Source organism: Pseudomonas sp. Irchel 3E19 (genome assembly GCF_900187585.1).
In the GTDB taxonomy this organism is placed as follows: domain Bacteria; phylum Pseudomonadota; class Gammaproteobacteria; order Pseudomonadales; family Pseudomonadaceae; genus Aquipseudomonas; species Aquipseudomonas baetica.
Map to the genome: position 1 here is coordinate 69,488 of NZ_FYDT01000008.1, position 25,635 is coordinate 95,122.

The 25,635-nt window shown below is 59.8% G+C and carries 15 protein-coding genes; 13 read left to right on the forward strand and 2 right to left on the reverse strand.

Annotated features, from left to right (window positions below; genetic code table 11):
• Positions 1–1,068: a DUF2333 family protein gene (locus CKW18_RS07430; protein WP_095188243.1), complete on the reverse strand. Its 1,068-nt coding sequence runs from the start codon at positions 1,066–1,068 to the stop codon at positions 1–3.
• Between the two features lie 434 nt (positions 1,069–1,502).
• On the opposite strand from CKW18_RS07430, the gene gcbA reads away from it, so the two are divergent.
• The 13 genes from gcbA (at position 1,503) to CKW18_RS07495 (ending at position 18,368) form a co-directional block, all read left to right on the forward strand.
• Positions 1,503–3,173: a diguanylate cyclase GcbA gene (gene gcbA, locus CKW18_RS07435; RefSeq protein ID WP_095188245.1), complete on the forward strand. Its 1,671-nt coding sequence runs from the start codon at positions 1,503–1,505 to the stop codon at positions 3,171–3,173.
• A 954-nt stretch (positions 3,174–4,127) separates the two neighbouring features.
• Positions 4,128–5,171: a methyl-accepting chemotaxis protein gene (locus CKW18_RS31460; protein WP_371857617.1), complete on the forward strand. Its 1,044-nt coding sequence runs from the start codon at positions 4,128–4,130 to the stop codon at positions 5,169–5,171.
• Between the two features lie 240 nt (positions 5,172–5,411).
• Complete coding sequence (gene aroQ / locus CKW18_RS07445; RefSeq protein ID WP_016771861.1) at positions 5,412–5,867, forward strand: type II 3-dehydroquinate dehydratase; 456 nt, start codon at positions 5,412–5,414, stop codon at positions 5,865–5,867.
• A gap of 24 nt (positions 5,868–5,891) precedes the next feature.
• Entirely contained in the window at positions 5,892–6,353 is a 462-nt protein-coding gene (accB, locus tag CKW18_RS07450) for an acetyl-CoA carboxylase biotin carboxyl carrier protein (protein ID WP_007914603.1), read from the forward strand.
• 17 nt (positions 6,354–6,370) lie between these two features.
• Positions 6,371–7,729 (forward strand): acetyl-CoA carboxylase biotin carboxylase subunit, encoded by a 1,359-nt coding sequence (gene accC / locus CKW18_RS07455; RefSeq protein ID WP_095188249.1) that lies wholly within the window; start codon positions 6,371–6,373, stop codon positions 7,727–7,729.
• A gap of 282 nt (positions 7,730–8,011) precedes the next feature.
• Positions 8,012–8,890: a 50S ribosomal protein L11 methyltransferase gene (prmA, locus tag CKW18_RS07460; protein WP_095188251.1), complete on the forward strand. Its 879-nt coding sequence runs from the start codon at positions 8,012–8,014 to the stop codon at positions 8,888–8,890.
• Between the two features lie 30 nt (positions 8,891–8,920).
• Complete coding sequence (locus CKW18_RS07465; protein ID WP_095188252.1) at positions 8,921–10,183, forward strand: DUF3426 domain-containing protein; 1,263 nt, start codon at positions 8,921–8,923, stop codon at positions 10,181–10,183.
• A gap of 185 nt (positions 10,184–10,368) precedes the next feature.
• The gene (gene dusB / locus CKW18_RS07470) at positions 10,369–11,379 is read left to right on the forward strand and encodes a tRNA dihydrouridine synthase DusB (RefSeq protein ID WP_095188253.1); all 1,011 of its coding nucleotides are present in this window, start codon (positions 10,369–10,371) and stop codon (positions 11,377–11,379) included.
• Positions 11,376–11,696, forward strand: coding sequence for a DNA-binding transcriptional regulator Fis (gene fis / locus CKW18_RS07475; protein ID WP_003221275.1), 321 nt, complete (start codon positions 11,376–11,378; stop codon positions 11,694–11,696). Before dusB ends, fis begins: the two co-directional genes overlap by 4 nt.
• An 82-nt stretch (positions 11,697–11,778) precedes the next feature.
• Positions 11,779–13,386 (forward strand): bifunctional phosphoribosylaminoimidazolecarboxamide formyltransferase/IMP cyclohydrolase, encoded by a 1,608-nt coding sequence (gene purH / locus CKW18_RS07480; RefSeq protein ID WP_095188254.1) that lies wholly within the window; start codon positions 11,779–11,781, stop codon positions 13,384–13,386.
• Positions 13,387–13,535: 149 nt separating this feature from the next.
• Complete coding sequence (gene purD, locus CKW18_RS07485; RefSeq protein ID WP_095188255.1) at positions 13,536–14,831, forward strand: phosphoribosylamine--glycine ligase; 1,296 nt, start codon at positions 13,536–13,538, stop codon at positions 14,829–14,831.
• Positions 14,832–14,930: 99 nt separating this feature from the next.
• A complete protein-coding gene (locus CKW18_RS07490) occupies positions 14,931–17,708 on the forward strand; it encodes a hybrid sensor histidine kinase/response regulator (protein WP_095188256.1) in 2,778 nt (925 codons plus the stop codon).
• A gap of 63 nt (positions 17,709–17,771) precedes the next feature.
• On the forward strand, positions 17,772–18,368 hold the full coding sequence (locus tag CKW18_RS07495) for a MarC family protein (RefSeq protein WP_064593220.1): 597 nt from the start codon (positions 17,772–17,774) through the stop codon (positions 18,366–18,368).
• Positions 18,369–18,434: 66 nt separating this feature from the next.
• Here the strand turns inward: CKW18_RS07495 and CKW18_RS07500 are convergent, their stop codons facing one another.
• Positions 18,435–25,523 (reverse strand): TcdA/TcdB pore-forming domain-containing protein, encoded by a 7,089-nt coding sequence (locus CKW18_RS07500; protein WP_095188257.1) that lies wholly within the window; start codon positions 25,521–25,523, stop codon positions 18,435–18,437.
• Positions 25,524–25,635 lie beyond the last annotated feature (112 nt).

Below are 25,635 nucleotides of genomic sequence, written 5' to 3' on the forward strand. Positions count from 1 at the left end.
TCAGCCCTGATTGAGCAATTGACGCAAGTCGATGACGGCGGCGTTGGCCCGGGAAATATAGTTGGCCATCACCAGCGAGTGGTTGGCGAGCACACCGAAACCACTGCCGTTGAGAATCATCGGGCTCCAGACCGGCTCTTGCGAAGCTTCCAGCTCACGAATGATCTGACGCACGCTGACGGTGGCGTTCTTCTTCGCCAACACGTCAGCGAAGTCAACTTCGATGGCGCGCAGCAAGTGCGACAGTGCCCATGCCTGGCCGCGTGCTTCGTAGAACACGTTGTCGATTTGCATCCACGGGGTTTCGACGACTTCTTCGTCAACCTGCGGCACTTCGCCCACCGCTGGAACTTCGGTTTTCAGCGCGGTGTTCAGCTTGACGCGGCCGACGCTGGCCGACAGCCGTTGCGACAACGAACCCAGACGGGTGCCGACATCGCCCAGCCAGTTGTTCAGGTTGTCCGCGCGGGCGTAGAACAGCGCGTTTTTCTGCGCTGGATCAGACAGGCGCGCTTGGTAGCGGCTCAGGGAATTGATGCCTTCCTGATATTCCGACTCGCTGGACGGCAGGATCCAGCTCTTGTTGTCGAAGTTGAAACGCGGCTCGGCCTTGGCCAGATCGGCGTCTTCCGCCGACTGCGATTGCGAGCGGGCGAAGTCTTTGCGCAAGGCACGGGTCAGGTCGCGAACCTGCACCAGCACGCCGTATTCCCAGCTCGGCGTGTTGTCCATCCACAAGCCCGGCGGGAAACGGTCGTTGGAAATATAGCCGCCCGGCTTGTCGAGCAGGGTACCGGCGACGGTTTTCAGGGTTTCGACCGTGGTGTAACCGAGCACCATTTGTTTACCTTCTTTTTCGGCGGCCGCCTGGGCGTTTTGCGCCACCGGAAACAGCGCCGGTTCCTGGCTCCAGTACCAGCCCAGGCCGATGGTCACCAGCAGATAAATACCGATGAGCGTGGCCAGCGCCCGGCTGAACAACAGCCCGCCGACGTAGCTGCGGGTGGCCGACTTGGGCTCGGCGGCACGTTCAGGCGCGCTGCCCGCGCGGTTTTTCCAGTCCAGCATGGCGATATCCTTTCAATCACTTGGGTTCAACGGTTCGACCACAACCATACAACAACGTGCCGAGGCCGGGCACCCGCGAGTATAGATAAGCCGCAAATCGCGCGGGCAGATGTCGCATCTGCCAGAACTAAGGGAATCCCCGATACCACCTTCCCTGAACTGCAGGCTCAGGATGTGGAAAGCCATCGCAAAGCGGATTCACTACGCTTGAGCGCACGACGCAAAAAACTCACCAAAAATCACTCAGCCTCCCGATAAAGCCGCTGCACACAGGCACTTGACCGACGAACAAGTCATAAATAAAACCATTCGGTCAGAAACTGAATGGTGACGCATTGCAGATTATTGACGCGCGACACTCGTCTAAGGGAAAAGAGGTGCTAGCATAGAGCCACCAGTCGATCTCAGCATGCAGCCTAACTAGTAGTCAGGATATGACCGAGCCAGAAGACCCCAGCCGTGAGCGTCTCAAGCACCACTTTGCCCAGCGGGTAATTCATCAGGCACGTCAGATTCTTGAGATATGGCAGCGCCTGCAACGCAGTGAATGGTCCACCGTCGACCTCGCCGAATTAAGCGAGGCCAACCTGCGCCTGCTGCGTTTTGCCGAGCGTTTCGAACAGCCCGAACACACGTATCTCGCACGCCATATCAGTCAGTCACTGGAAGCTGTGGACGCCAATCGCGGACGCCTCAGTAGCGGTCTGATCACCGACCTCAACCGCTTGATGCAGCGCTTGTCGCGCACCGGCCTGCGCCATGGCGACCAACTCGACCAGACCTTCCTGCCGCCACTGCGCAAACCGATCTACGTGATGTTGCAGGACCACGACCGCGCCGAGCGCCTGTCCAAGCAACTGGAATTCTTCGGCCTGAGTGCCCAGGCGCTGGACAGCGTGGCGGCGTTTCGCTCGTCGATGGTCGAGCGCCTGCCCGCCGCCATCGTCATGGACGTGGATTTCAGCGGTGCCGGCGTCGGCCTGAAACTCGCCGCCGAAGCTCAGGTCGGTCTGGAAGAGCCGCTGCCGCTGCTGTTTTTCAGCCTGCACGAAACCGACACGCCGACGCGTCTCGCCGCGGTGCGCGCCGGTGGCCAGGAATTCCTCACCGGCACCCTCGAAGCGTCGAGCCTGCTGGAGAAGATCGAAGTCCTGACCTGCGTCGCCCAGTACGAACCGTATAAAGTGCTGATCATCGATGATTCCCGCGCCCAGGCCTTGCACACTGAACGCCTGCTCAACAGCGCCGGAATCGTCACCCGCACCCTGATCGAACCAATTCAGGCGATGGCCGAGCTGGCGGACTTCCAGCCGGATCTGATCATCCTCGACATGTACATGCCAGCCTGCACCGGCACCGAACTGGCCAAGGTGATCCGCCACAACGACCGCTATGTCAGCGTGCCGATCATTTACCTGTCGGCCGAGGACGATCTGGATAAACAGCTCGACGCCATGAGCGAGGGTGGCGATGACTTCCTGACCAAGCCGATCAAGCCACGGCATCTGATTACAACGGTGCGCAACCGCGCCGCCCGTGCGCGCAACCTGAAGGCACGCATGGTGCGCGACAGCCTCACCGGTTTGTACAACCACACGCACATCCTGCAATTGCTCGAAGACTGCTCATTCCGTGCCCGCCGCGAGAACAAGCCGCTGAGCTTTGCCATGCTCGACATCGACCACTTCAAACGGGTCAACGACAGCCACGGCCACCCGATGGGCGACCGCGTGATCAAGAGCCTCGCGCTGTTTCTCAAGCAGCGTTTGCGCAAGACCGATTTCATTGGTCGATATGGCGGCGAAGAGTTCGCCATCGTCATGCCGGATACCGATATAGAAGCCGCGCATAAAGTACTCGACGAGATCCGCCAGCGCTTCGCCGAAATCCATTACCCGGCGCAGCCGCAGGATTTATGGTGCACCTTCAGCGCCGGTGTGGTGGAGATGCACGACGACTGCGACAGCCTGATGATGGCCAGCCAGGCCGACGAGGCGCTGTACCGCGCCAAGGGTGCCGGACGCAATCGGGTGCAGACCGCACGGGACTCAAAGCAAAGTGCCACTTTTTCATCAGAATCCACCGATTCGGTCATAACCCTGTAACAGAACCGCAATAAATTCAGGCGCTTACCATTTCTGCCGTTGGTAGCCGTCATGCGCCTGAAGTTGCTCACCAATCTCAATACTTTGCTGCTGGTCGCCGTGTGCGTGGCCCTGGGTGCCACGCTGTGGTGGTCGCAAAAAGCCCTCGAACGCCCGTATCTGCTGATGGAGCGTTATCTGGGGCTGTCGCAGCAATTTCAGAACGAGGTGGCGCGTAACGTCGAGGACTACCTCGCCAGTGGCGATGCCCTGCGCCTGAGCAGTGCCAGTCAGGCCATCGCCGGTTTGCAGAACGAACTCGGCGAACTGCCGCCCGCGCTGGCCGAAACCCTGCGCCCGAGCCTTTCAGGGCTTGAAGAATTCAGCAAAACCGACTTGCTCGCCGCCGGCAAGCTGGCCGGTGATCCGCAGGCGTTGCTGTTGCAGGCTGAGCGCGAACTCAGCGCCAGCCTGGAGCAACTCAGCACCTACGCCAATGGCAACGCAACATGGCTCGCGCCACTGCTCACTGCCTCGCAGCACTTGGGCAAACTGTCGCTGGCACGCGACAAACTGGTCAGCAGCGGCCGCAGCGAACTGGCCGCCGACGTCGAGCGCGAAGTCGACAACATCCGCGCTCAGGCGCAGTTGATCGATGCCCTGCCCCTTCTCGGTGTGGTCGCCAGCAATGCATCAAGCAGCGATGATTTCGCCGCAATGATGGGCATCGAGAGCACTGAAAAAGCCGTCGCCGAAGATGCCGGTGTCGGCCTCAAGCGCGAACTCAACAGCTTGCTCGGCCGTTATCCGGCGGAACTGCAACGCACCCGCGAGCAAATCCAGAAGCGCACCGATCTGAGCACCGCCACTCACCTGAAAATCGCCGCCGTGCAGCAAGCCATCGCAGGCCTGGAACCGGTGGTGCGCGCGCAGCACGGGCAGATCCAGAGCGAAGTGCGGCTGATGCAAGGCGTGATGATTGGCCTGATTCTGCTGATCGCGCTACTGATCGATACCTTGCAGCGCCGTCTGGCCCGCACCCTGACCAATCTTGCTCCGGCGTTGTCGACCTGGGCCGAAGGCGATTTCAGCCGTGACATTCAACTGGGCAAGACCAACCGCGAATTGCATGACATCGAGGCTTCGCTCAATCGCTTGCGCGCTTATCTGGTGGACTTGGTCGGCACCATTCGCGGTAATGCCGAGCAAGTAGCCGGCAGTAGCCGTACCCTGGCCGAATTGAGCAACGACTTGCACAGCGGCGCCGAGCATCAGGCGGGTGATACCGCTTTGATTCGCGATTCCCTCGGCGAACTGGAGGCAACTATTCAGCAAGTTGCCGGCGATGCGCGACAGGCTGCCGATGCCAGCCGTCATGCCGGGCTGGCCGTCGAACACGGTCAGAGCGTCATTGGCCAGAGCCTTACCGGCCTGCACGCCTTGGTCGGCGAAGTGCAGGGCAACGCGCAAATGATCGAACATCTGGCCGAAGAGTCGGCGACCATCGGCGGCGTGCTGACGGTGATTCGCTCGATTGCCGACCAGACCAACCTGCTGGCATTGAACGCGGCGATTGAAGCCGCGCGCGCGGGGGAAATGGGTCGTGGTTTTGCCGTGGTGGCCGAGGAAGTTCGCTCGCTGGCGCAGCGTACCGCCGGGGCAACCGCCGAGATTCAAACCTTGATTGCCGGCCTGCAAACGGCGGCGCGGCAATCGGTCGAGGGCATGCGCGCGCAGGTCGAACACGCCGAAGCCACGGCCAATCAGGCACAAGCGGCGGACGGTGCGCTGGACAAAATCGTCGGCGCGATCCAGACCATTTCCGAGACAGCGATCCGCATCGCCGATATCACCGCACAGCAGAGCGGCGCGGTCAGTGAGATTCGCGATCACAGTGAGCGGATTCACCAATTGGGTGGGGATAACCTGGTCCGCATCGGCCGTGGGCGCGAACAGGGCGAGAACTTGCTGGTATTGGGCGGACAATTGCATACGGCCGTACAAGCCTTTCGTGTCTGATAGACCGCCTTCGCGAGCAGGCTCGCTCCCACAGGGGTACATATTTCAATGTGGGAGCGAGCCTGCTCGCGAAGAGGCCCGCCCCGTCACCGTAAATGACCGGATCTAACCACCCGGTCACAAATTTCGCGCAAACATCGGCCATCGTGCTGGCTATTGCATAGAACTGGACAGTCACAAAGTCTTTGCGGCATAGTCGCCGGGTTCTGACGACTGCTTATTCATAACAAGGACACGCAGATGGCAACCCTACTGGTGCTGCACGGCCCCAACCTGAACCTGCTTGGCACCCGCGAACCGGGCACCTATGGGTCGACGACCCTGGCACAGATCAATCAGGACCTGGAGCGCCGCGCCCGTGAAGCCGGCCATCATCTGCTGCATCTGCAAAGCAATGCCGAGTACGAATTGATCGATCGCATCCACGCCGCTCGCGGCGAAGGTGTGGATTTCATCCTGATCAATCCAGCAGCTTTTACACACACAAGTGTCGCATTACGTGACGCGCTGCTGGGAGTGAGCATCCCATTCATCGAAGTGCATTTGTCCAACGTGCACAAACGCGAACCTTTCCGCCATCACTCTTACTTCTCCGACGTAGCGGTAGGAGTGATCTGCGGCCTTGGCGCCAGCGGTTACCGACTGGCCCTGGAGGCTGCACTAGAGCAGCTTGAACACCAAGCTATACGCCCCTGACCGACCCTTGGGAGTTGATGATTCATGGATATCCGTAAAGTTAAGAAACTGATCGAATTGCTGGAAGAGTCCGGCATCGACGAGCTCGAGATCAAGGAAGGCGAAGAGTCCGTACGTATCAGCCGCCACAGCAAGACCCCGGCTCAGCAGTATTACGCACCTGCGCCGATGCAAGCGCCGGCTGCTGCACCTGTTGCCGCCGCTCCTGTTGCTGCTGCCGCCCCGGCTGCCGCTGCTGCTCCAGCGCTGAACGGCACTGTTGCCCGCTCGCCGATGGTCGGTACTTTCTACCGCAAGTCTTCGCCAACCTCGCCGTCCTTCGTTGAAGTCGGCCAGACCGTGAAGAAAGGCGACACGCTGTGCATCGTTGAAGCCATGAAGATGATGAACCACATCGAAGCTGAAACCAGCGGTGTGATCGAGTCCATCCTCGTTGAAGACGGCCAGCCGGTTGAGTACGACCAACCGCTGTTCACCATCGTTTGAACTGCGGAGAGCCTTTGATGACTGCGAAGTTGGAAAAAGTTCTGATCGCTAACCGCGGTGAGATCGCCCTGCGGATTCTGCGTGCCTGCAAAGAGATGGGCATCAAGACCGTCGCCGTTTACTCCAAGGCCGACAAAGAGCTGATGCACCTGGGTCTGGCAGACGAATCCGTCTGCATCGGCCCGGCGTCTGCCGCTCAGTCTTACCTGCACATCCCGGCCATCATCGCTGCCGCCGAAGTGACTGGCGCTACCGCCATTCACCCGGGTTACGGTTTCCTCGCGGAAAACGCTGACTTCGCCGAGCAGGTCGAGAACTCCGGCTTCGCCTTCATCGGCCCGAAAGCCGACACCATTCGCCTGATGGGCGACAAGGTATCGGCCAAGCACGCGATGATCGAAGCCGGTGTGCCCACCGTTCCAGGCTCCGACGGCCCACTGCCGGAAGACGAAGAAACGGCACTGCGCATCGGTCGTGAAGTCGGCTACCCGGTGATCATCAAAGCCGCTGGCGGCGGTGGTGGTCGCGGCATGCGCGTGGTGCACAAGGAAGAAGACCTGATCTCCTTCGCCAAACTGACCCGCACCGAAGCAGGCGCGGCGTTCGGCAACCCGATGGTGTATCTGGAAAAATTCCTGACCAACCCGCGTCACGTCGAAGTGCAGGTGCTGTCCGACGGCCAGGGTCATGCGATCCACCTGGGCGACCGCGATTGCTCGCTGCAACGTCGTCACCAGAAAGTTCTCGAAGAAGCGCCGGCACCGGGCATCGACGAGAAAGCGCGCGAGGAAGTACTGGCTCGCTGCGTCAAGGCGTGCATCGACATCGGCTACCGCGGCGCGGGTACTTTCGAGTTCCTGTACGAGAACGGTCGTTTCTACTTCATCGAAATGAACACCCGTGTTCAGGTGGAGCACCCGGTTTCGGAAATGGTCACCGGTATCGACATCGTCAAGGAGATGCTCAGCATCGCCGCTGGCAACAAGCTGTCGTTCACGCAGGATGACGTGGTTATCCGCGGTCACTCGCTGGAATGCCGGATCAACGCTGAAGACCCGAAAACCTTCATGCCGAGCCCGGGCACGGTCAAGCATTTCCACGCCCCAGGCGGCAACGGCGTTCGCGTCGATTCGCACCTGTACAGCGGTTATGCGGTTCCGCCGAACTACGACTCGCTGATCGGCAAGCTGATCACTTACGGCGCCACCCGCGACGAAGCCATGGCACGCATGCGCAATGCCCTGGACGAAATCGTGGTTGACGGGATCAAGACCAACATCCCGCTGCACCGTGATCTGGTCCGTGATGAAGGCTTCTGCAAAGGGGGCGTGAACATTCACTACCTCGAGCACAAGCTGGCTGGCGAGAAGCACTAAGCTTCAGCCCGCACCAGACAAAGCCGCCTTCGGGCGGCTTTGTTGTTTCTGCAAACTACACAAACCCCTTGTGGGAGCGAGCCTGCTCGCGAAAGCGGTGTATCAGATCCATATGCATCTACTGACACTCCACTTTCGCGAGCAGGCTCGCTCCCACAGATCCCCACCGGTACAACATCTGCGCTACAAATGCCGCTCCCACAAACCCTGCGCGCTCGCGTAAACTTGCGCGCTTCTCGCAGGCCGCTAGGCTGCAATCATATTTTTTCAAAGGTGCCCGCCATGCCTTGGCTGCAAGTACGACTCGCCATCAGCCCGGAACAAGCCGAAACCTACGAAGACGCGTTCCTTGAAGTGGGCGCCGTGTCGGTGACCTTCATGGACGCCGAAGATCAACCGATCTTCGAACCGGAACTCAACACCACCCCGCTGTGGGCGCACACGCACCTGCTGGCCTTGTTCGAGGGCGGCACTGAAGCTGCGCCGGTGCTGGCGCATCTGGAGCTGCTGACCGGCAGCCCGCTGCCTGAGCATCACAGCGAAATCATCGAAGACCAGGATTGGGAGCGCAGCTGGATGGACGGTTTCCAGCCGATGCGTTTCGGCCAGCGCCTGTGGATCGTGCCGAGCTGGCACGCGGCTCCAGAGCCTGACGCGGTAAATCTGCTGCTCGATCCGGGCCTGGCGTTCGGCACCGGCACCCACCCGACCACCGCGTTGTGCCTGGAATGGCTCGACGGCCAGGATCTGAAAGACTGCAATGTGCTCGACTTCGGCTGCGGCTCGGGGATTCTGGCCATCGCCGCCCTGTTGCTCGGTGCCAAGGAAGCAGTCGGTACCGACATCGATGTGCAGGCGCTGGAAGCCTCGCGTGACAACGCCGGGCGCAACAACATTGCCCAAGAGCTGTTCCCGCTGTACCTGCCGCAAGATCTGCCACAGGTCAAAGCCGACGTGCTGGTCGCCAACATTCTGGCCGGCCCGCTGGTTTCGCTGGCCCCGCAACTGTCCTGCCTGGTCAAGTCCGGCGGGCGTCTGGCGCTGTCGGGCATCCTTGCCGAACAAGGTGATGAAGTCGCTGCTGCCTACGCTCAGGACTTCGAGCTCGACCCGATCGCCAATCGCGATGGCTGGGTGCGCATCACCGGGCGTCGGCGCTAGAATGGCCGCCTGCATAATCCGGATCGCCGCATGACCGACAGCTTCGTCACCCAGTGCCCGCATTGCCAAACCAGTTTCCGTGTCAGCCATGCTCAATTGAGCGTGGCCCGCGGGGTGGTTCGCTGCGGCTCCTGCCTGCAAGTGTTCAACGCGGCCAAACAGCTGCTTGAGCAACACGCCGGCAAGGACGCGGTGACACCGGTCGCGCCGCCAATTGAAACGCTGCCCGCCGAAGAGCTACCGGTTGTCGAGTCACCGGCCAGCGTCGAGCCGCCCGCGCCGCGCGCCATCAGCCAAAAGCAGTGGAGCGCCTCGGAGCTGGATCTCGACAACCTCGATCTGGACGAAGAACTCGCTCGCCTCGAACAACGGGAAATCCAGCCGACCACCGAATTCGGTCGTCCCCGCGAAGATTCCCTGAGCGCCCGGCGAGACAGTCCCGAAGCCGATGAAACGCAGTGGCGCGATAGCCTGTTCAGCGCCCGTAAAGATGAGCACCTGCCCGAAGCCGAACCCGAGATCGTCGAACCCGAACCGGTGAAAACTGCGCGCACCGAACCTTCGTTGTCGCTGGAGCCGGTGGATCTGGATGACGAACCGGCGATCCCGCAACTGCGCCTGCACGATCCGATCGATCCGAATGCCCGTCGCGAACGCCTGTCCGCCAGTGACGAAGCCGATGACGACGATCTGCCTTCAATCGAGCCGCCGCGCAAAAAACGCGAACGCGCAGAGCCTGGCGTCCGCGCCGAAGTGCTGCAGGACCTGACCGACGATCCGCTGCAACTGGACTGGCAGAAACGCCGCTCGCCGTGGGGCCGACGCCTGCTATGGCTGACGCTGGTGCTGCTGGCCGCCGGTGGCCTGGCCTTCCAGTACATCGCTTATCATTTTGATGAACTGGCACGCCAGGATCAGTACCGCCCATGGTTCCAGCAAGCCTGCCCGCAGATCGGTTGCACCGTGCCCTCAAAGGTCGACATCGCCAGAATCAAGAGCAGCAATCTGGTGGTGCGCAGCCATCCGGAGTTCAGCGGCGCGCTGGTGGTCGACGCGATCATCTATAACCGCGCGACGTTCTCCCAACCGTTCCCACTGCTGGAACTGCGTTTTGCCGACCTCAACGGCCACCTGATCGCCAGTCGTCGCTTCAAACCCGGCGAATACCTCAGTGGCGACCTCGAAGGTCTGGCGGAGATGCCGCCACAAACGCCGATCCACATCGCGCTGGATATTCTCGATCCTGGCCCCAAAGCGGTGAATTACAGCCTGAGTTTCCACTCGCCCGAGTGAATCGCTTCACCGCTTCTTGATTGACGGCAATTTTCTGACTTCGCATTGCGCAACCAAACCGCTGGCGATAACGGAATAACTGTTCAGATTTTGTTCAATTCAGCCTTTATCCAGTCATCGAGAGCGGGTATCATGCCCACCCTTTTTCGAACTCTCATGATCCGGCCCCACTTCAGGGAAGTCCTATGTCGGCGGTACGCATCGGCCCATATACATTGCAGAACGGCTTGATTCTCGCCCCGATGGCGGGCGTCACCGACCAGCCCTTTCGTCAGTTGTGCAAACGCCTGGGCGCGGGGCTTGTAGTCTCGGAAATGGTCACCAGTGACATGAGCCTGTGGAACACCCGCAAGTCGCGCATGCGCATGATCCACGAAGGCGATCCCGAGCCACGCTCGGTACAGATTGCCGGTGGTGATGCACAGATGCTGGCGGATGCAGCCCGGGCCAACGTCGAACTGGGCGCACAGATTATTGATATCAACATGGGTTGCCCGGCAAAGAAGGTCTGCAACAAGGCCGCCGGTTCCGCGTTGCTGAAGGATGAAGCACTGGTCACCGAGATCCTGCAGGCCGTCGTGGCTGCGGTTGATGTGCCGGTCACCTTGAAGATCCGCACCGGATGGGATCGCGACAACAAGAACGGCCTGACCGTGGCGAAGATCGCCGAGCAGGCCGGGATCACCGCGCTGGCAGTGCATGGCCGCACTCGCGCCGATCTGTATACCGGTGAAGCCGAGTACGACACGATTGCCGCGATCAAGCAGGCGGTGTCGATTCCGGTGTTTGCCAATGGCGATATCGATTCGCCGGAAAAGGCCCGCTACGTGCTCGACGCGACCGGTGCCGATGGCCTGTTGGTAGGCCGTGCCGCCCAAGGGCGGCCATGGATTTTTCGCGAGATCGATCATTACCTGCGTACCGGCGAGAAATTGCCGGCACCGCAACTGATCGAAGTGGAACACATACTGCTAGAGCATCTGGCCGCACTTCACGCTTTCTATGGGGACGTGATGGGCGTGCGCATTGCGCGCAAGCATGTGGGCTGGTATCTCGCAACCTTGCCGGGCGCCAGGGAGTTTCGCGCCCACTTCAATCGTTTGGATGGTACGGAAACACAATGCGCCAACGTTCGGGAGTTCTTCGCCGAGCGTTACAAGAGCCTGACAGGGGACGAAGAAGGGGTGGCCGCATGACGATGATGACCGAGACTTTAGTGAGTGGAACAGCACCCGTGAGCGACAACGTGAATTTGAAACAGCACCTCAATACCCCGAGCGAAGAAGGTCAGACCCTTCGCGGGAGTGTCGAGAAGGCGCTGCACAATTATTTCGCCCACCTTGAGGGCGCGTCCGTCACGGATGTGTACAACCTGGTGCTCTCCGAAGTCGAGGCTCCCCTGCTCGAAAGCGTGATGAACTACGTCAAGGGCAACCAGACCAAGGCCAGTGAACTGCTGGGACTCAACCGCGGCACGCTGCGCAAGAAACTCAAGCAGTACGATCTGCTGTAAGCATTCAATCAAACCAGAAAGGCGCCCGCGTAAAACCGGTCGCCTTTTTTGCTGACTTCCTTTGCTTTTGATGGAAATTGAGATGACCGACCAGACTACCCGCCTGCCGATCCGCCGCGCCTTGATCAGCGTTTCCGACAAGACCGGGATCCTCGAATTCGCCAAGGAGCTTGAAGCGCTGGGCGTCGAGATCCTCTCCACCGGCGGAACGTTCAAGCTGCTGCGCGACAACGGCGTTGCCGCAGTGGAAGTCGCGGATTACACCGGTTTCGCTGAAATGATGGACGGTCGGGTGAAAACCCTGCACCCGAAAATCCACGGCGGCATCCTCGGTCGTCGCGGTACCGACGACGCGATCATGAACGAGCACGGCATCAAGCCGATCGATCTGGTCGCGGTCAACCTGTACCCGTTCGAAGCCACCATCAACAAGCCAGGCTGCGACCTGCCGACCGCGATCGAGAACATCGACATCGGCGGCCCGACCATGGTGCGTTCGGCAGCGAAAAACCATAAAGACGTCGCGATCGTGGTGAATGCCAGCGATTACGCCAACGTCCTCGAAAGCCTCAAGGCCGGCGGCCTGACCTACGCTCAGCGTTTCGACCTGATGCTCAAGGCGTTCGAACACACCGCCGCCTACGACGGCATGATCGCCAACTACATGGGCACCGTGAACCAGGCCGCTGATACCCTCAGCACAGAAGGTCGCAGCGAATTCCCACGCACCTTCAACAGCCAGTTCATCAAGGCTCAGGAAATGCGCTACGGCGAGAACCCGCACCAGAGCGCGGCGTTCTACGTTGAAGCCAAGCCTGCCGAAGTCGGCATCGCCACCGCAACCCAACTGCAAGGCAAAGAGCTGTCGTACAACAACGTGGCCGACACCGACGCCGCGCTGGAGTGCGTAAAAAGCTTCGTCAAGCCAGCCTGTGTGATCGTCAAGCACGCCAACCCGTGCGGCGTGGCGGTGAGCCCGGACGCCGAAGGCGGCATCCGTCAGGCCTACGAACTGGCCTACGCCACCGACACCGAATCGGCGTTCGGCGGCATCATCGCCTTTAACCGCGAACTGGATGCCGAGACCGCCAAGGCGATCGTCGAGCGTCAGTTCGTCGAAGTGATCATTGCCCCAAGCGTGAGCGAAGAAGCCCGTGCCATCGTTGCAGCCAAAGCTAACGTGCGCCTGCTGGCCTGTGGCGAGTGGTCGGCTGACCGCGCTGCGGCCTGGGACTACAAGCGCGTCAACGGTGGTCTGCTGGTACAGAGCCGTGACATCGGCATGATCGGCAGCGAAGACCTGAAAGTCGTGACCAAGCGTGCCCCGACCGAACAGGAAATCAACGACCTGATCTTCGCCTGGAAAGTCGCCAAGTACGTTAAATCCAACGCTATCGTTTACGCGAAAAACCGTCAGACCATCGGTGTCGGCGCCGGCCAGATGAGCCGCGTGAACTCGGCGCGTATCGCCGCGATCAAGGCTGAACACGCCGGCCTGCAAGTCGCCGGCTCGGTGATGGCATCGGACGCGTTCTTCCCGTTCCGCGACGGTCTGGACAACGCAGCCAAGGTGGGGATCACTGCGGTGATCCAGCCAGGCGGCTCGATGCGTGATGCTGAAGTGATTGCTGCGGCTGATGAAGCCGGCATCGCCATGGTCTTTACGGGCATGCGCCACTTCCGTCACTGATTCAACTCGATCCAAATGTGGGAGCGGGCTTGCTCGCGAATGCAATCTGTCAGCGACAACTGTTTTGCCTGACACACCGCTTTCGCGAGCAAGCCCGCTCCCACATAAAGCGCTCCAGCAGCGACTGACAGATTTTTGAGGTTTTTGAAATGAATGTTTTGATCATTGGCAGCGGTGGCCGTGAACACGCCCTGGCCTGGAAAGTGGCTCAGGATCCGCGCGTGCAGAAAGTTTTCGTCGCGCCGGGCAATGCCGGTACCGCGATTGAAGCCAAGTGCGAGAACGTCGCCATTGACGTGCTGGCCCTTGAGCAACTGGCCGACTTCGCCGAGAAAAACGTTTCCCTGACCATCGTCGGCCCGGAAGTGCCGCTGGTCGCCGGTGTTGTCGACCTGTTCCGCAGCCGTGGCCTGGACTGCTTCGGTCCGACCGCCGGTGCCGCGCAACTGGAAGGTTCGAAAGCCTTCACCAAGGACTTCCTCGCGCGCCACAAGATCCCGACCGCCGACTACCAGAACTTCACCGAGATCGAGCCAGCGCTGGCTTATCTGCGTGAAAAAGGCGCACCGATCGTGATCAAGGCCGACGGCCTCGCGGCCGGCAAAGGCGTGATCGTTGCCATGACCCTGGCCGAAGCCGAAGACGCCGTGCGCGACATGCTCGCCGGCAATGCTTTCGGTGACGCCGGTTCGCGCGTGGTCATCGAAGAGTTCCTCGACGGCGAAGAAGCCAGCTTCATCGTCATGGTCGACGGCAAGAACGTCCTGCCGATGGCCACCAGCCAGGACCACAAACGCGTCGGTGACGGCGACAGCGGCCCGAACACTGGCGGCATGGGTGCTTACTCCCCGGCCCCGGTGGTCACTGCCGACGTGCATCAGCGCGTGATGGATCTGGTGATCTGGCCGACCGTGCGCGGTATGGCCGAAGAGGGTAATGTCTACACTGGCTTCCTGTATGCCGGTCTGATGATCGACAAGGCCGGTAACCCGAAGGTCATCGAGTTCAACTGCCGTTTCGGTGATCCGGAAACCCAACCGGTGATGCTGCGTCTGCAGTCGAGCCTGGTGCTGCTGGTTGAAGCCGCACTGGCGCAAGCGCTGGACAAGGTTGAAGCACAGTGGGACCCACGTCCGAGCGTCGGCATCGTGCTGGCGGCTGGCGGCTACCCTGGCGATTACGCCAAAGGCGCGGCGATCAACGGTCTGGATGCTGCGGCAAGCCTGGAAGGCAAAGTCTTCCACGCGGGTACCGCGCTGCAGGATGGTCAGGTCGTGACGGCCGGCGGTCGCGTGCTGTGCGCCACCGCAATGGGCGCCAGCGTCAGTGCCGCGCAACAGCAAGCGTACAAGCTGGCTGCGGCGATCGACTGGGAAGGCTGCTTCTATCGCAAGGACATTGGCTACCGCGCCATTGCCCGTGAACGTGGCGAAACCCAGGAATAAGCTGTCGATCAGACCCGGCGCGGGATGCAGTCCCTCGCCGGGCTGTTCCGCCGCCGCGCATCGTTATATTCTGGCATCAACCTATGAAGGGATTTCGCCGTGCGCTGGCTCAGGATTGCCATAAGCTTCACCGTCACGTTGCTGACCTTGCTCTGCATGCTTGCGGCTCAGGCCGCGCAAGGCAGTGGCTGGTCGGTATTGCTTGACGATCAGGGCGATCTGCAACTGAGCGATATCCGCTCCGCTCGCTACACGAATCAATTCAGCCCCATCGACCTTGATCGCCTCACCGCGGCGGCGCCAGAGGGTGCCTTGTGGCTGCGCTTCAAACTGGCGCCGGGCAAGCACGAACAAGTGCTGCGCGTCTTCGCCCCCGATCTGTCCCACCTTGATCTGTACGTGCTGGACGGCGACAAGCTGATCGAGCAACGCAATACTGGCACCAACCAGCCCCAGGCCGAAAGGCCATTGCCGAGCAGCGACTTCATGCTGCCACTGCCACAAAGCGAAAAGACCCTGGACGTCTATCTGCGGATGGTTTCCGACCATCAGTTGCGTCCGTACATCACCCTGCAATCGGCGGTGATGAGCGCGGCCAATCAAAACCAGACCCTGGTCTTCGGCCTGCTGTTCGGTTGCCTTGGCATGCTGTTGCTGCACAACCTTGTGCGCTACGCCTATTCACGCTCGCGCAGCAGTCTGTGGCTGGCGGTCTGCGAAGGTCTGCTGGGGCTCAGCCTGTTGCTACTGCTTAACCTCGCAGGTCCTTGGTTGCCGAACTGGCACGCGATCCAGACGCCAGGCGCTTACCTGGCCTTGCTCCTGACCGCCCCTGCCGGTTTGATGTTTGCCCTGCGCTTTTTCTCGCCGCTTGGGCCTCATCCCCTGAACAAACTGTTGCTGGGCGACATTCTGTTCATCGTGATCTGCAGCCTGTTGCTGTTGTTCGTCAACACATTGCCCCTGAACATCATCACCTACGCGCTGGTAGCCCTGGCAGGCCTGAGCATGTTGCTGGTCGGCTTCTATCACTGGCAGAAAGGGTATCGCCCGGCGCGCCTGTTCGTGGCGGCGATGGTGGTGTTCAACATCGGTACGCTGATCATTCTTCCGGCGCTGCTGGGCCTGACACTCGTCGCGCCGCAAGGCCTGATCATGACGTTGATGGCGTTCATCTGCATCAGCGGACTGTTGATGAGCATCGCGCTGGGCGAGCGTCAGCGCAGCATCACTGAAAGCCGCTTCAGCATCAGCCGCGACCTCGCCGCCAGCAATGCCGAGATCAACGCCAAGGCCGAATTCCTCGCCAAGATCAGCCACGAAATCCGCACGCCGATGAACGGTGTGCTGGGCATGACCGAACTGCTGCTGGGCACGCCGTTATCGGTCAAGCAGCGCGACTACGTGCAAACCATCCACAGCGCCGGCAACGAACTGCTGACGTTGATCAACGAGATCCTCGACATCTCCAAGCTCGAATCGGGGCAGATCGAACTGGACGACGTGCAGTTCGATCTCAATGCGCTGATCGACGATTGCCTGAGCATCTACCGCGCCAAGGCTGAGCAGCAGAACGTCGAGCTGATCAGTTTCATTCAGCCGCAAGTACCGCGCGTGATCAGCGGTGACCCGACCCGCCTGCGACAGACCCTGTTGAGCCTTTTGGAAAACGCCCTGAAGAAAACCGACGAGGGCGAAGTGCTGATCGTTGTCGCCCTTGATGAGCGCAGTAGCAAACCGCGCCTGCGCATCGCCGTGCAGGACAGCGGCGCGCCGATGGAGCAGGAAGAACGCGATGCGTTGATGCACGCTGAACTGCACAGCAAGCATTTCCTCTCGGCCAATCGTCTGGGCGGCAATCTGGGACTGGTAATCGCCCGCCAGTTGATCCGTTTGATGCAAGGTGAATTCGGTATCAAGAGCGGCGCCAACCAGGGCAGCACCTTGTGGCTGACCCTGCCGCTGGACCCAGATCGGCTCGAACACCCGACCTCTGATCTGGACAGCCCATTGCAAGGCGCGCGGGTGCTGGTGGTCGATGACAACGACACCTGCCGCAAAGTGCTGGTGCAGCAGTGCAGCGCCTGGGGTCTGAACGTCAGCGCCGTGCCATCAGGCAAGGAAGCCCTGGCCCTGCTGCGCACCAAGGCGCACCTGCGTGACTACTTCGATGTGGTGTTGCTCGACCAGAACATGCCCGGCATGACCGGCATGCAACTGGCCGCGAAGATCAAGGAAGACCCGAGCCTCAATCACGACATCCTGCTGATCATGCTCACCGGCATCAGCAACGCGCCGAGCAAGATCATTGCGCGCAACTCGGGGATCAAACGCATCCTCGCCAAACCAGTGGCCGGTTACACGCTCAAGACTACCCTGGCGGATGAGCTCAACCAGCGCAACAAAGGCCAGGTGGTGTTCCAGCCACAAGTGGTCACCGCGGCCACGGCGGCCAAAGTGCCGAGCGACTTCCGCATCCTCGTCGCCGAAGACAATACGATTTCGACCAAAGTGATTCGCGGCATGCTCGGCAAGCTCAACCTGCAACCGGACACAGCCAGCAACGGCGAAGAAGCGCTGCAGGCGATGAAGGCCCAGCGCTACGACCTGGTGTTGATGGACTGCGAAATGCCGATCCTCGACGGTTTCTCCGCGACTCAGCAATTGCGCGCCTGGGAAGTCAGCAATCAACGCATCCGCACACCGATTGTCGCGCTGACCGCGCACATCCTCGCCGAACACAAGGAGCAGGCACGCCAGGCCGGAATGGACGGGCACATGTCCAAACCCGTCGAGTTGTCGCAGTTGCGCGAGTTAATCGAGCATTGGGTCGCTCAGCGTGACCAACAGAACCGGGCTACAACACAACCGTCGTAAGCCGACAGACCTTGTAGTGCCTGATAGACTCCCCACGACTTTCCTTGCCAGTGAGCTTGCACCATGCTCCACGTGTTATTCAGCGTTTACCTGAAGATGCTGGTGCTCTACAGCCCGTTCTTCGTGTTGTCCTGCTTCATCAGCCTGACCCGTGGTTATTCGCGCAAGGAACAGCGGCGCCTGGCCTGGAAAGTGGCGATCGCCACGCTGGTTTCCAGTGTTCTTCTGTATTTGTTCGGACGCGTGATTTTCGATGTGTTCGGCATCACCGTGGATGCCTTCCGGATTGGCGCCGGCAGCGTACTGTTCATCTCGGCGCTGGGCATGGCGCAAGGCAAGTCTGTGGTGCAAACCGACAACGTGCAGCAGGACGTGACCATCGTGCCGCTGACCATTCCGTTGACCGTCGGCCCCGGCACCATCGGTGCCTTGTTGGTAATGGGCGTCAGCCAGCCGCATTGGGACGACAAGCTCACGGCGATCATGAGCATTGCACTGGCCAGTTTCACCGTGGGGGTGGTGCTTTATCTGTCGAACCGCATCGAGCGGATTCTCGGCGATCAGGGCCTGCAGATTGTCAGTCGCTTGATGGGGCTGTTTGTTTGCGCACTGGCGGCGCAGATCATTTTCACCGGGGTCAAAGGCTACCTTGTACCCTGACCCAAAAGCCCAGACCTACAACTGAGGTGCGACGGAGCCGGACACTATTGCCCGGCCCCGCCCTGTTCACGCGGCTATCTGCGGACTCTGCGCCTGCTCGAGGAACGCTCCCAGACTCTGTCCACCCTCATCACTTTGCCTTGCCGCTAACCTGTCGACCAGATTGTTCACGGCGAACGAGGTCAGGCCTTTCAGGCCAAGAAAAACCTGCGCGCGCAGTTCACTGTCGATGGCGTTGATGCCACGAAAAATCAGACTGTGGCCACTGTCCGGATCAATCAGAATCAAATGCTCACCAAACAGGCTGGGCAACAGCTTTTGCGGTGATTCGAGATCCCAGATCAATTTGCCCGGCACCCATTGCGCCGACTGCGACGACCGTCGGCAGTCAACGATAACGGTATCGAGCCTCTCCCAGGCAGCCTTCGAGAGGTGGCAGGTTATCGCCCCTTGCCCCATGCCCAGAACCAGCGTGGAGACACCGTCAGGCAGCAGTTTCAGTACATCGTCGATGCGTCCTTGTGCGCTGACGCTCAATACGTCCTCATGACGCTGCACGAACATCAACGGCATGCTGGCACTCCCCGCCGGGAAGGTGTGTACGCGTCCATCGTGGCCATCCACCAACAGAACATTGTTTTGCTGGTGCGTACCGAGCAGGTCAAACGGTTCCATCACCTGTTTTCTGGCAACGCTGATCAGTCGATCAGCCTCCGTGACGTACCACTGGAAACTGTCCACCTCGGCCACCGACAGAAATGCCGACGCGTGGTGAGCGCTGACCAATGCTCTGAGGTTTTGCTGCAGATCATCCTTGTGGTGGTTGACCCAATCGGCTTCGACGCCAACGACCATCGCTGGCTGGTTTTCGTGCAACGCCAGGACAACCCCGTCAATCGTGGTCGCCCGCAACCCGGCAACCTCGGCGCGAACCTCCCTGAATGGCCAGTCCGACCAGAAACGCTGCGCCTGGGGCACGGCATCTCGCTGCAACACCTGGTGGCCCTGGGCAAAAATCTCGCGCAAGCGTTCCGGCGCGACAAAGGGTTGCCGATAGACGCCGCCCGCCGTCGGGTCGAATACCCAGGCCGCCTGTTTGTCGTCGGTGACACTCAGCAGACGATACGCCTGGCCATGGCCGGCTTGCGTCAGCAACAGTTGCCCGTCCAGTTGCCACGCGCCGAGCCGGTTATCGCCGGCAAAGTTGCGCACCCCCAAAATCGCAAAATTGGCGACGGCGTACTGCTTGGCCAGCGCCGGCAACTCCAGCCACCAGTCATGGCGCTCCTTGAGCCAGGCATCGGTGACCCCGGCAAGTTGCAGAGTGCCATCGGTTGTCAGGTGCAAAGACAGACCTTCGCTGGTGACCGCCATGAAACCTTGCTCGGTGGCCACCACCTGCGAGACCTCGCGGGGCTCGATGGCCGTCGCCGAAAATTCTCCCGGCCTTGCGATGGCCGGCGCCGTGGCCTCGGTCTGCCGAAACAGACAGCGGGTGCTGTGATCGTAAAAAACAAAAACCAACTGCTCCGTGCCTTCGGCCAGAATCAGACTGAGATGGCGGGACTGTATCCCACCGTTGGGTATATGACCGCTTGGAATCGGCGCGATATCCGGCCGGATAATCAGACCGTCATCGTTACGCACCCACGCGTACTGACTCACAACCCCAGGCGCACGCCAACAGATTGAAACCAGACTGGCAGGTTTGCAATCGACGGTGTTTTTCAAGCTTGAGCGGTACGGTAACGGCGCATAGGGTGCGAGAACGTCGTTCCAGTCTTTCAGGACACTGGCCGCATTGAGTGCGATGTTTACCTGTGGATCGAGGTCACCGGTGATGGAGGTCAGCAAACACTGATCTTCGTGAATCATGTAGGTCAGTTCATCGACCTGGCCGTTGCGATTGAAGATCTGACTCACCTGCACGGCACCGTTCTCCATGACCAGACACCCGGTGATTCTGGAGTTGTCGGCCAGCAGCAGACGATAGCGTCGAACCGGCAGACTGGTTACGGTATCGACTTGCCAGACCATGTAAGCGTCCGAATGATAGAAAAATGCCTGATCGCCGTTTACAGCACCCAGCACCGCTTCATCCACCAAGGGCTCATCAATATCCCTCACGTACATGAAACGCTCGCGCACTGCATCGTAGTAGGCGTTGGTGTAAACCGGCCGATCAATGGGCTCAAACGGGATCTGATAGTTACGCACCAGGGTGTAGGGATGAATCAAGCGATGCTCACGGGACAACGCCGCAAAATGCTCCTTGAGACTGTCAGTACCCGGCACCTCCAGCGCATCCGCTTCTTCGACAAGCAGCAACTGTTGCCGCCAGTCGACACGTAACACCTGATCGTCCTTGAGCCGCAGAAGCACGTCGTGGTGACCACCGGTGAACTGCATATTCACCGTGCCGATGCTCATCTGGCCATGCGCCTGCATCTTCACCTCTGACTCTCCTGCCCAGGGTGCAACAAGCTCCCAATGCATGCTGCCATTGCCGGCAGCCTCGCACACCAGCGAAACACCTGGGTTGAGCACTATGGCGCAGCGTCCTTGTTCGGCACTGATCTGATAGGTGATCAAACCGTGCCAGAGCTCTGGCACCTGCGGCACGATCAGCGTGCGCTCGACAGCATCAAGTCGCACCGCAATCGTCGTGGCGCGGTAGACCGGATTCATTTTGTAGAGGATGTATTCGCCGGGGAACGACCAGAACGTGAACATGAACTGCCAATTGCCCGCAGCGTTTCTCTGCTCCAGTTTGCGCACAAGGTCGAAGCCCAGATCGTGGCGATTGGTGGCGCCGAACAGGGCTTTGTACTCGTAACCGAAATAGGTGGCCGGCGTGCACGGCAACACCAGTCTGTCGGCAGGCTCAAACGTGAGTGTTGTGTTCGATGGCAAGCCAAGACCGCGGCGGATATCAATGGCGGCGCCGTAGTCAGGTTCAAAATCCGGCACACCGAAATGGTCCCTCAGCGGAAACAGCGCAGGGCTGCCGTAATCGATTTGTCCCGTTTTAAAATCAATTCGTTTGAACACGATCAGCGGTTTTGGCGTCAGCACGCCATCGAGCGCACCGCGTTGATAGCCACCCTCGCGATAAGTTTTTTCGAGCGCGTGAAAATACAGGCCAACGAGCTTGGCTTGCTCGGCGATATCGGAAAAGCCCCTGGCCAGTGCTGCAACACCCACCCCCAGCCCGGCAACGATCACGCCAGCACCGCTCAGAATGGCGCCAGCAGAACTGCCGACCGCCCACCCGGCAACCATCATGGCGCCACCGGTGGCATCAAAAAACAGTTGGGTGCCCACCTGGGCGCGTTCAACATCGCTTTTGGCGTACGCCAGTTGATAGATGTCGAACCCGACATTGATCAGGGCAAGCGCTGCGCCGACACCTTCGGTCGCCACTCGCGCGACGGCTGCACGTGTTGCAGAGACAGCCGTCGCGGCGATCAGGCGCTCCTCGGCCATCCCCTGCTGAACCAGTCTGAGCAGGCCAACGCCATCAAGCACCGTGCCATGGGCCATCTGCGCGTAATTGACATAGCCATGCAGCCGCACCGACATTGCCAGTGGTGCCTCGTTGCCCGCCGATGCGCCCTCTTCATGCCGGTGCAACGCATTGATCAAAGCCTGCAAGGTAAAGCCGGCATTGAGGGTATGCACCGCCGAAACATGCTCCACGCCCAGCTCACCCGGGGTTGTTGCTTCGGTGTTCTTGCCGGCCAGACTCCTGAACATTTTCGTCAGGAAGGCCTTGATCCGCGCCAGCCAGCGATTGCTGGTGGTGACACGTTTGATGGTCTGCCGGTCCTTGATGTCGATCAGGCTGATGCTGTAATCGCCTGTCGAATGCTGTTCAAGGGTTTCATAGATCGGCACGTAATCGGCACTCAGGCCATTGCTTTGCTGAAGCTGTCGCGAGACGTCCCTGATTTGCTCCGCCCACCAGTTGCCGTCTAGTTCGAGCAGGCTTTTGCCCAGGCGCGGACTCTCCGACAGTGAGCGCCCCCGGGTACGCCCCAGACGCTCCATCAGTTTGATCAACGGTTCGCCCGGTAACGGCTCCGCCCCCAATAACGTTGAAACATTCATCTCAGGAGACAACGGCCACTGGCTGACCCGTTTTGCGTCGATATCGATCAGATCAAACGCCAGCTGATTATCCTCTGTGAAGGCCGCGTAGAAGTCGGCCATTTTTTCCCCGGTAAAAAATCCTTCGAGCATTTCCTTGAGCTCGACCGGGTCCTGATAGGTCGAAATGGCAAAGTTCGGGTCGTAGAAATGGTAGGCATTGCGCCCGTTCTGCCGGGTTCTGGCCAACAACATGGAGTGGTTGTCGGTGTTGAGCATCAGCGTGCGCCAAGGGCTTTCAGACTCCAGTGCCCGTATCGCAGCGTCCAGCGTGACACGGCCCAAGGACTTGCCGACCGCATGCAAAGGAACGTCCTGCAACGCCTCCAGTGATTGCACAAAAGCGCGGGTTTCGATCGAGTCGGGGCTTGCAGCCGCTTCAAAAAAGCGTGTCCAGAGATTGTTGCTGCTGTCTCCTTTGTTGTGCAGTGCTGCAGCCAGCACCAGTACCAGCGGCACACAGCGCCCACCGATGCGCTCGCCATAGCCATTGAGCAATAAGTCCTGTGGGGCGAGCTTGACGCTGCCTCCGAAGTGCCCGAGCACATCGCTCTGCCGGGTCAGTAGCTGATCCCGATATTCGGCGAGTGCCACCTTGCGCAGCCTCGCCACCCGGGCGCCCCATTCACGCAATGTCGCCGCCTGTTGCAGGCTGGCTTTTTTCATCAAAAGTGAACGGTCGGAATACGCCGGGGCGTAAGCGGATTCACTTGCCAGCCCTTCGGCAAACGCAGCCGCATTGTTCTTCAGGAGCAGCCGCTCGATGGCGGCGTAACGATTGGCGACCGACAGATCGGCCATGGCGGCACACTGGACTTTGATGACCGGCCAGTGATCACCGAAACTTTGACTGTCCAGCGAATCACTGCCAAACACGCCGCCCAGAAACATTCGCTGTGCGGGATTGAGTTGCTCCAGGCTGACCTGGTTGTTACCGATGTTGTCCAACAGCTGATCGAACGTCAGCGCCTGTATACGTTTGTCCTCCTGCCATGGCGTCGGCACAAGACTGCTCGGCGCGGCAAGAATCTGCTGGCGCCGATCGAAACTCAATGACAGGTCTTTCCTGAAGGTCACAGCGCCAGTGAGCCCCTGTGCCATCGCTTGGCTAAAGGGTTCGCCCAGGCTGTCTCTCAACTGCTGGAGAATCTCGGTGGACAACACTTGCCGGCCCTCGATCAGTGGCCAGCCGTTTTCGAAGTTGAGGGTGCGAGGATTGAGCAGCTCATTCACGTTGCCGTTGTAGCGGATGGTGTATTGGCCCTCTGCCCAGGATTGCATTTCACGCGCGTACCATTCGGCAACGTCGGTCAACTGTTCCTTCCAACTATGATCCTGTTCCTCTTCAGTGACCGTGTTTACACCCTTTGGATAGGCGACCAAGTCACGCCACACGCTAGCCCCTTGCGGTGTGAACTGCGCCCCTTCGTAGGCATCCATTCCGGCCCGCATGACGTTAGGCCCGGTCATGAAAATGGCCGCATCTGATTCGGGTTTTATACCGTCGAAGAAATATTCGACTATCGCTTTGGCGTAATGTAAATCCAGCACCCGCTCATTTTCCGATAACGGCAAGCTTTCCAGAACTTGCTCAACGAGCTCCCCGGCCAGGTCAAAGAAATGGTCCGCCTCGGCTTTTCCGATGGCCACTCGCTTACCTGCAAACTGCTGCACTGCAGTGTCCATCATGGCGTACTGCAACCCGATTCGATCAATGATCGCTTTCACGACCGCAGACCGCGGATGAGCCATCAGAAACGCGTTGCTCAGGCTACCCCTCAGAATCGACGTACGAACACCATCGAGCGGGACTCCCAGATTCCCCGGCGCGACAAAGACTTCGTTCAGCGCCGGTTTGCCTGCAGCGTATTGTTCCAGTGCGGCGCGATACTGCGGCGGGACCTGATCGGAGTAATCCCTGTAATGTTCAACGTTTTGCGCCCGCCCGGGCATCCACTGCGGATTGTGTTCCAGCAGCAACTGCAAAACACCCAGTCGGGCATCCGAGCCCAGCGCGTTAACCGCCACCCCTGCAATGTCATCCGCAAAGGGCGGCAGATGATCGACATCGCAGTAAATGCCGCCTTCCAGATACTCCACCGGATAACGCACGGCGTCGGATGCGGCCGCCATGTTCATGCGCAGTGATATTTCACGCTCGTAAATATCCGCCAGCGGTAACGTCTGCTCCTGACTGCTCAGGTCGCGTAAATCCAGCTGTTCGTCCGCCAGTCTGCGAATACTTCGCTCATTGTTTTTCTTCAGTGCCCGCAGTTCATCAAGGTCCTGGCCATACGCTTTGACCAGCAGATCGATTCTCGCCTCATCGGCAGTCTTGCCCGCCGCTCGCCAAGCGGTGATGTGATCGAACATTTGCTGTTTGAGGACGAGCACCCGACTGACATACAGGTCAGCGAGTTCCTCACCATCAGTGATCGGTGTAGTCATTGACGAAAGTACATCCGCCTTCGCCGCGGCGACGATGATCTGGTTGGTCTTGTACGCCAGCAAGGCGTCCTGATCGAACCACAGGTTGAGGGTGAATCCCTGCGCGGACATGACCGTTTTCCAGACATTGATATAGTCGCGCTGAATATCCCCAAGCCCACCGCCAACCCAGACGAAGTGCATTTTTTTCGGGATCGGCTCTGCCTCCAGAGTCGCGATGGCATCGCTCCTGAGCTTGCGCAAGGCGTATTCGTCCAGCTGACGCCCCATGCTCTCCAAAGCCCCCCGAACCTCGCCCATGCGCGCGCCTTGCCCATCGGTTGAGCGTTGCGAACGTGTCTGCGGCAGCATGCTGCTCAACTGTTCCCGCAGCAGACCGAGGGGCTCCAGTTCGCTGCCAGTGGCAACAGCGCCAAGGCAACCCTGGTAGTAACGCATGGCTGCCGCATATTGCGCAGTGCCCTTGTAAGATTGCAGTGCTGTTTCGAACTCGGCCGGGGTAAACAACTCGGTAAATTTCTTGAAACTGTCTTTGCCAACGGGATGTACTTCTTTCACAACATCACTTCCTTATGTTAATGACGCGACCATGGATTGCACGCAACCCGACCCAAAAGTTCCTGATCCTTATTTGTTTGATCAGCAAAGTTTTGTTCAGGCGACACGAAGC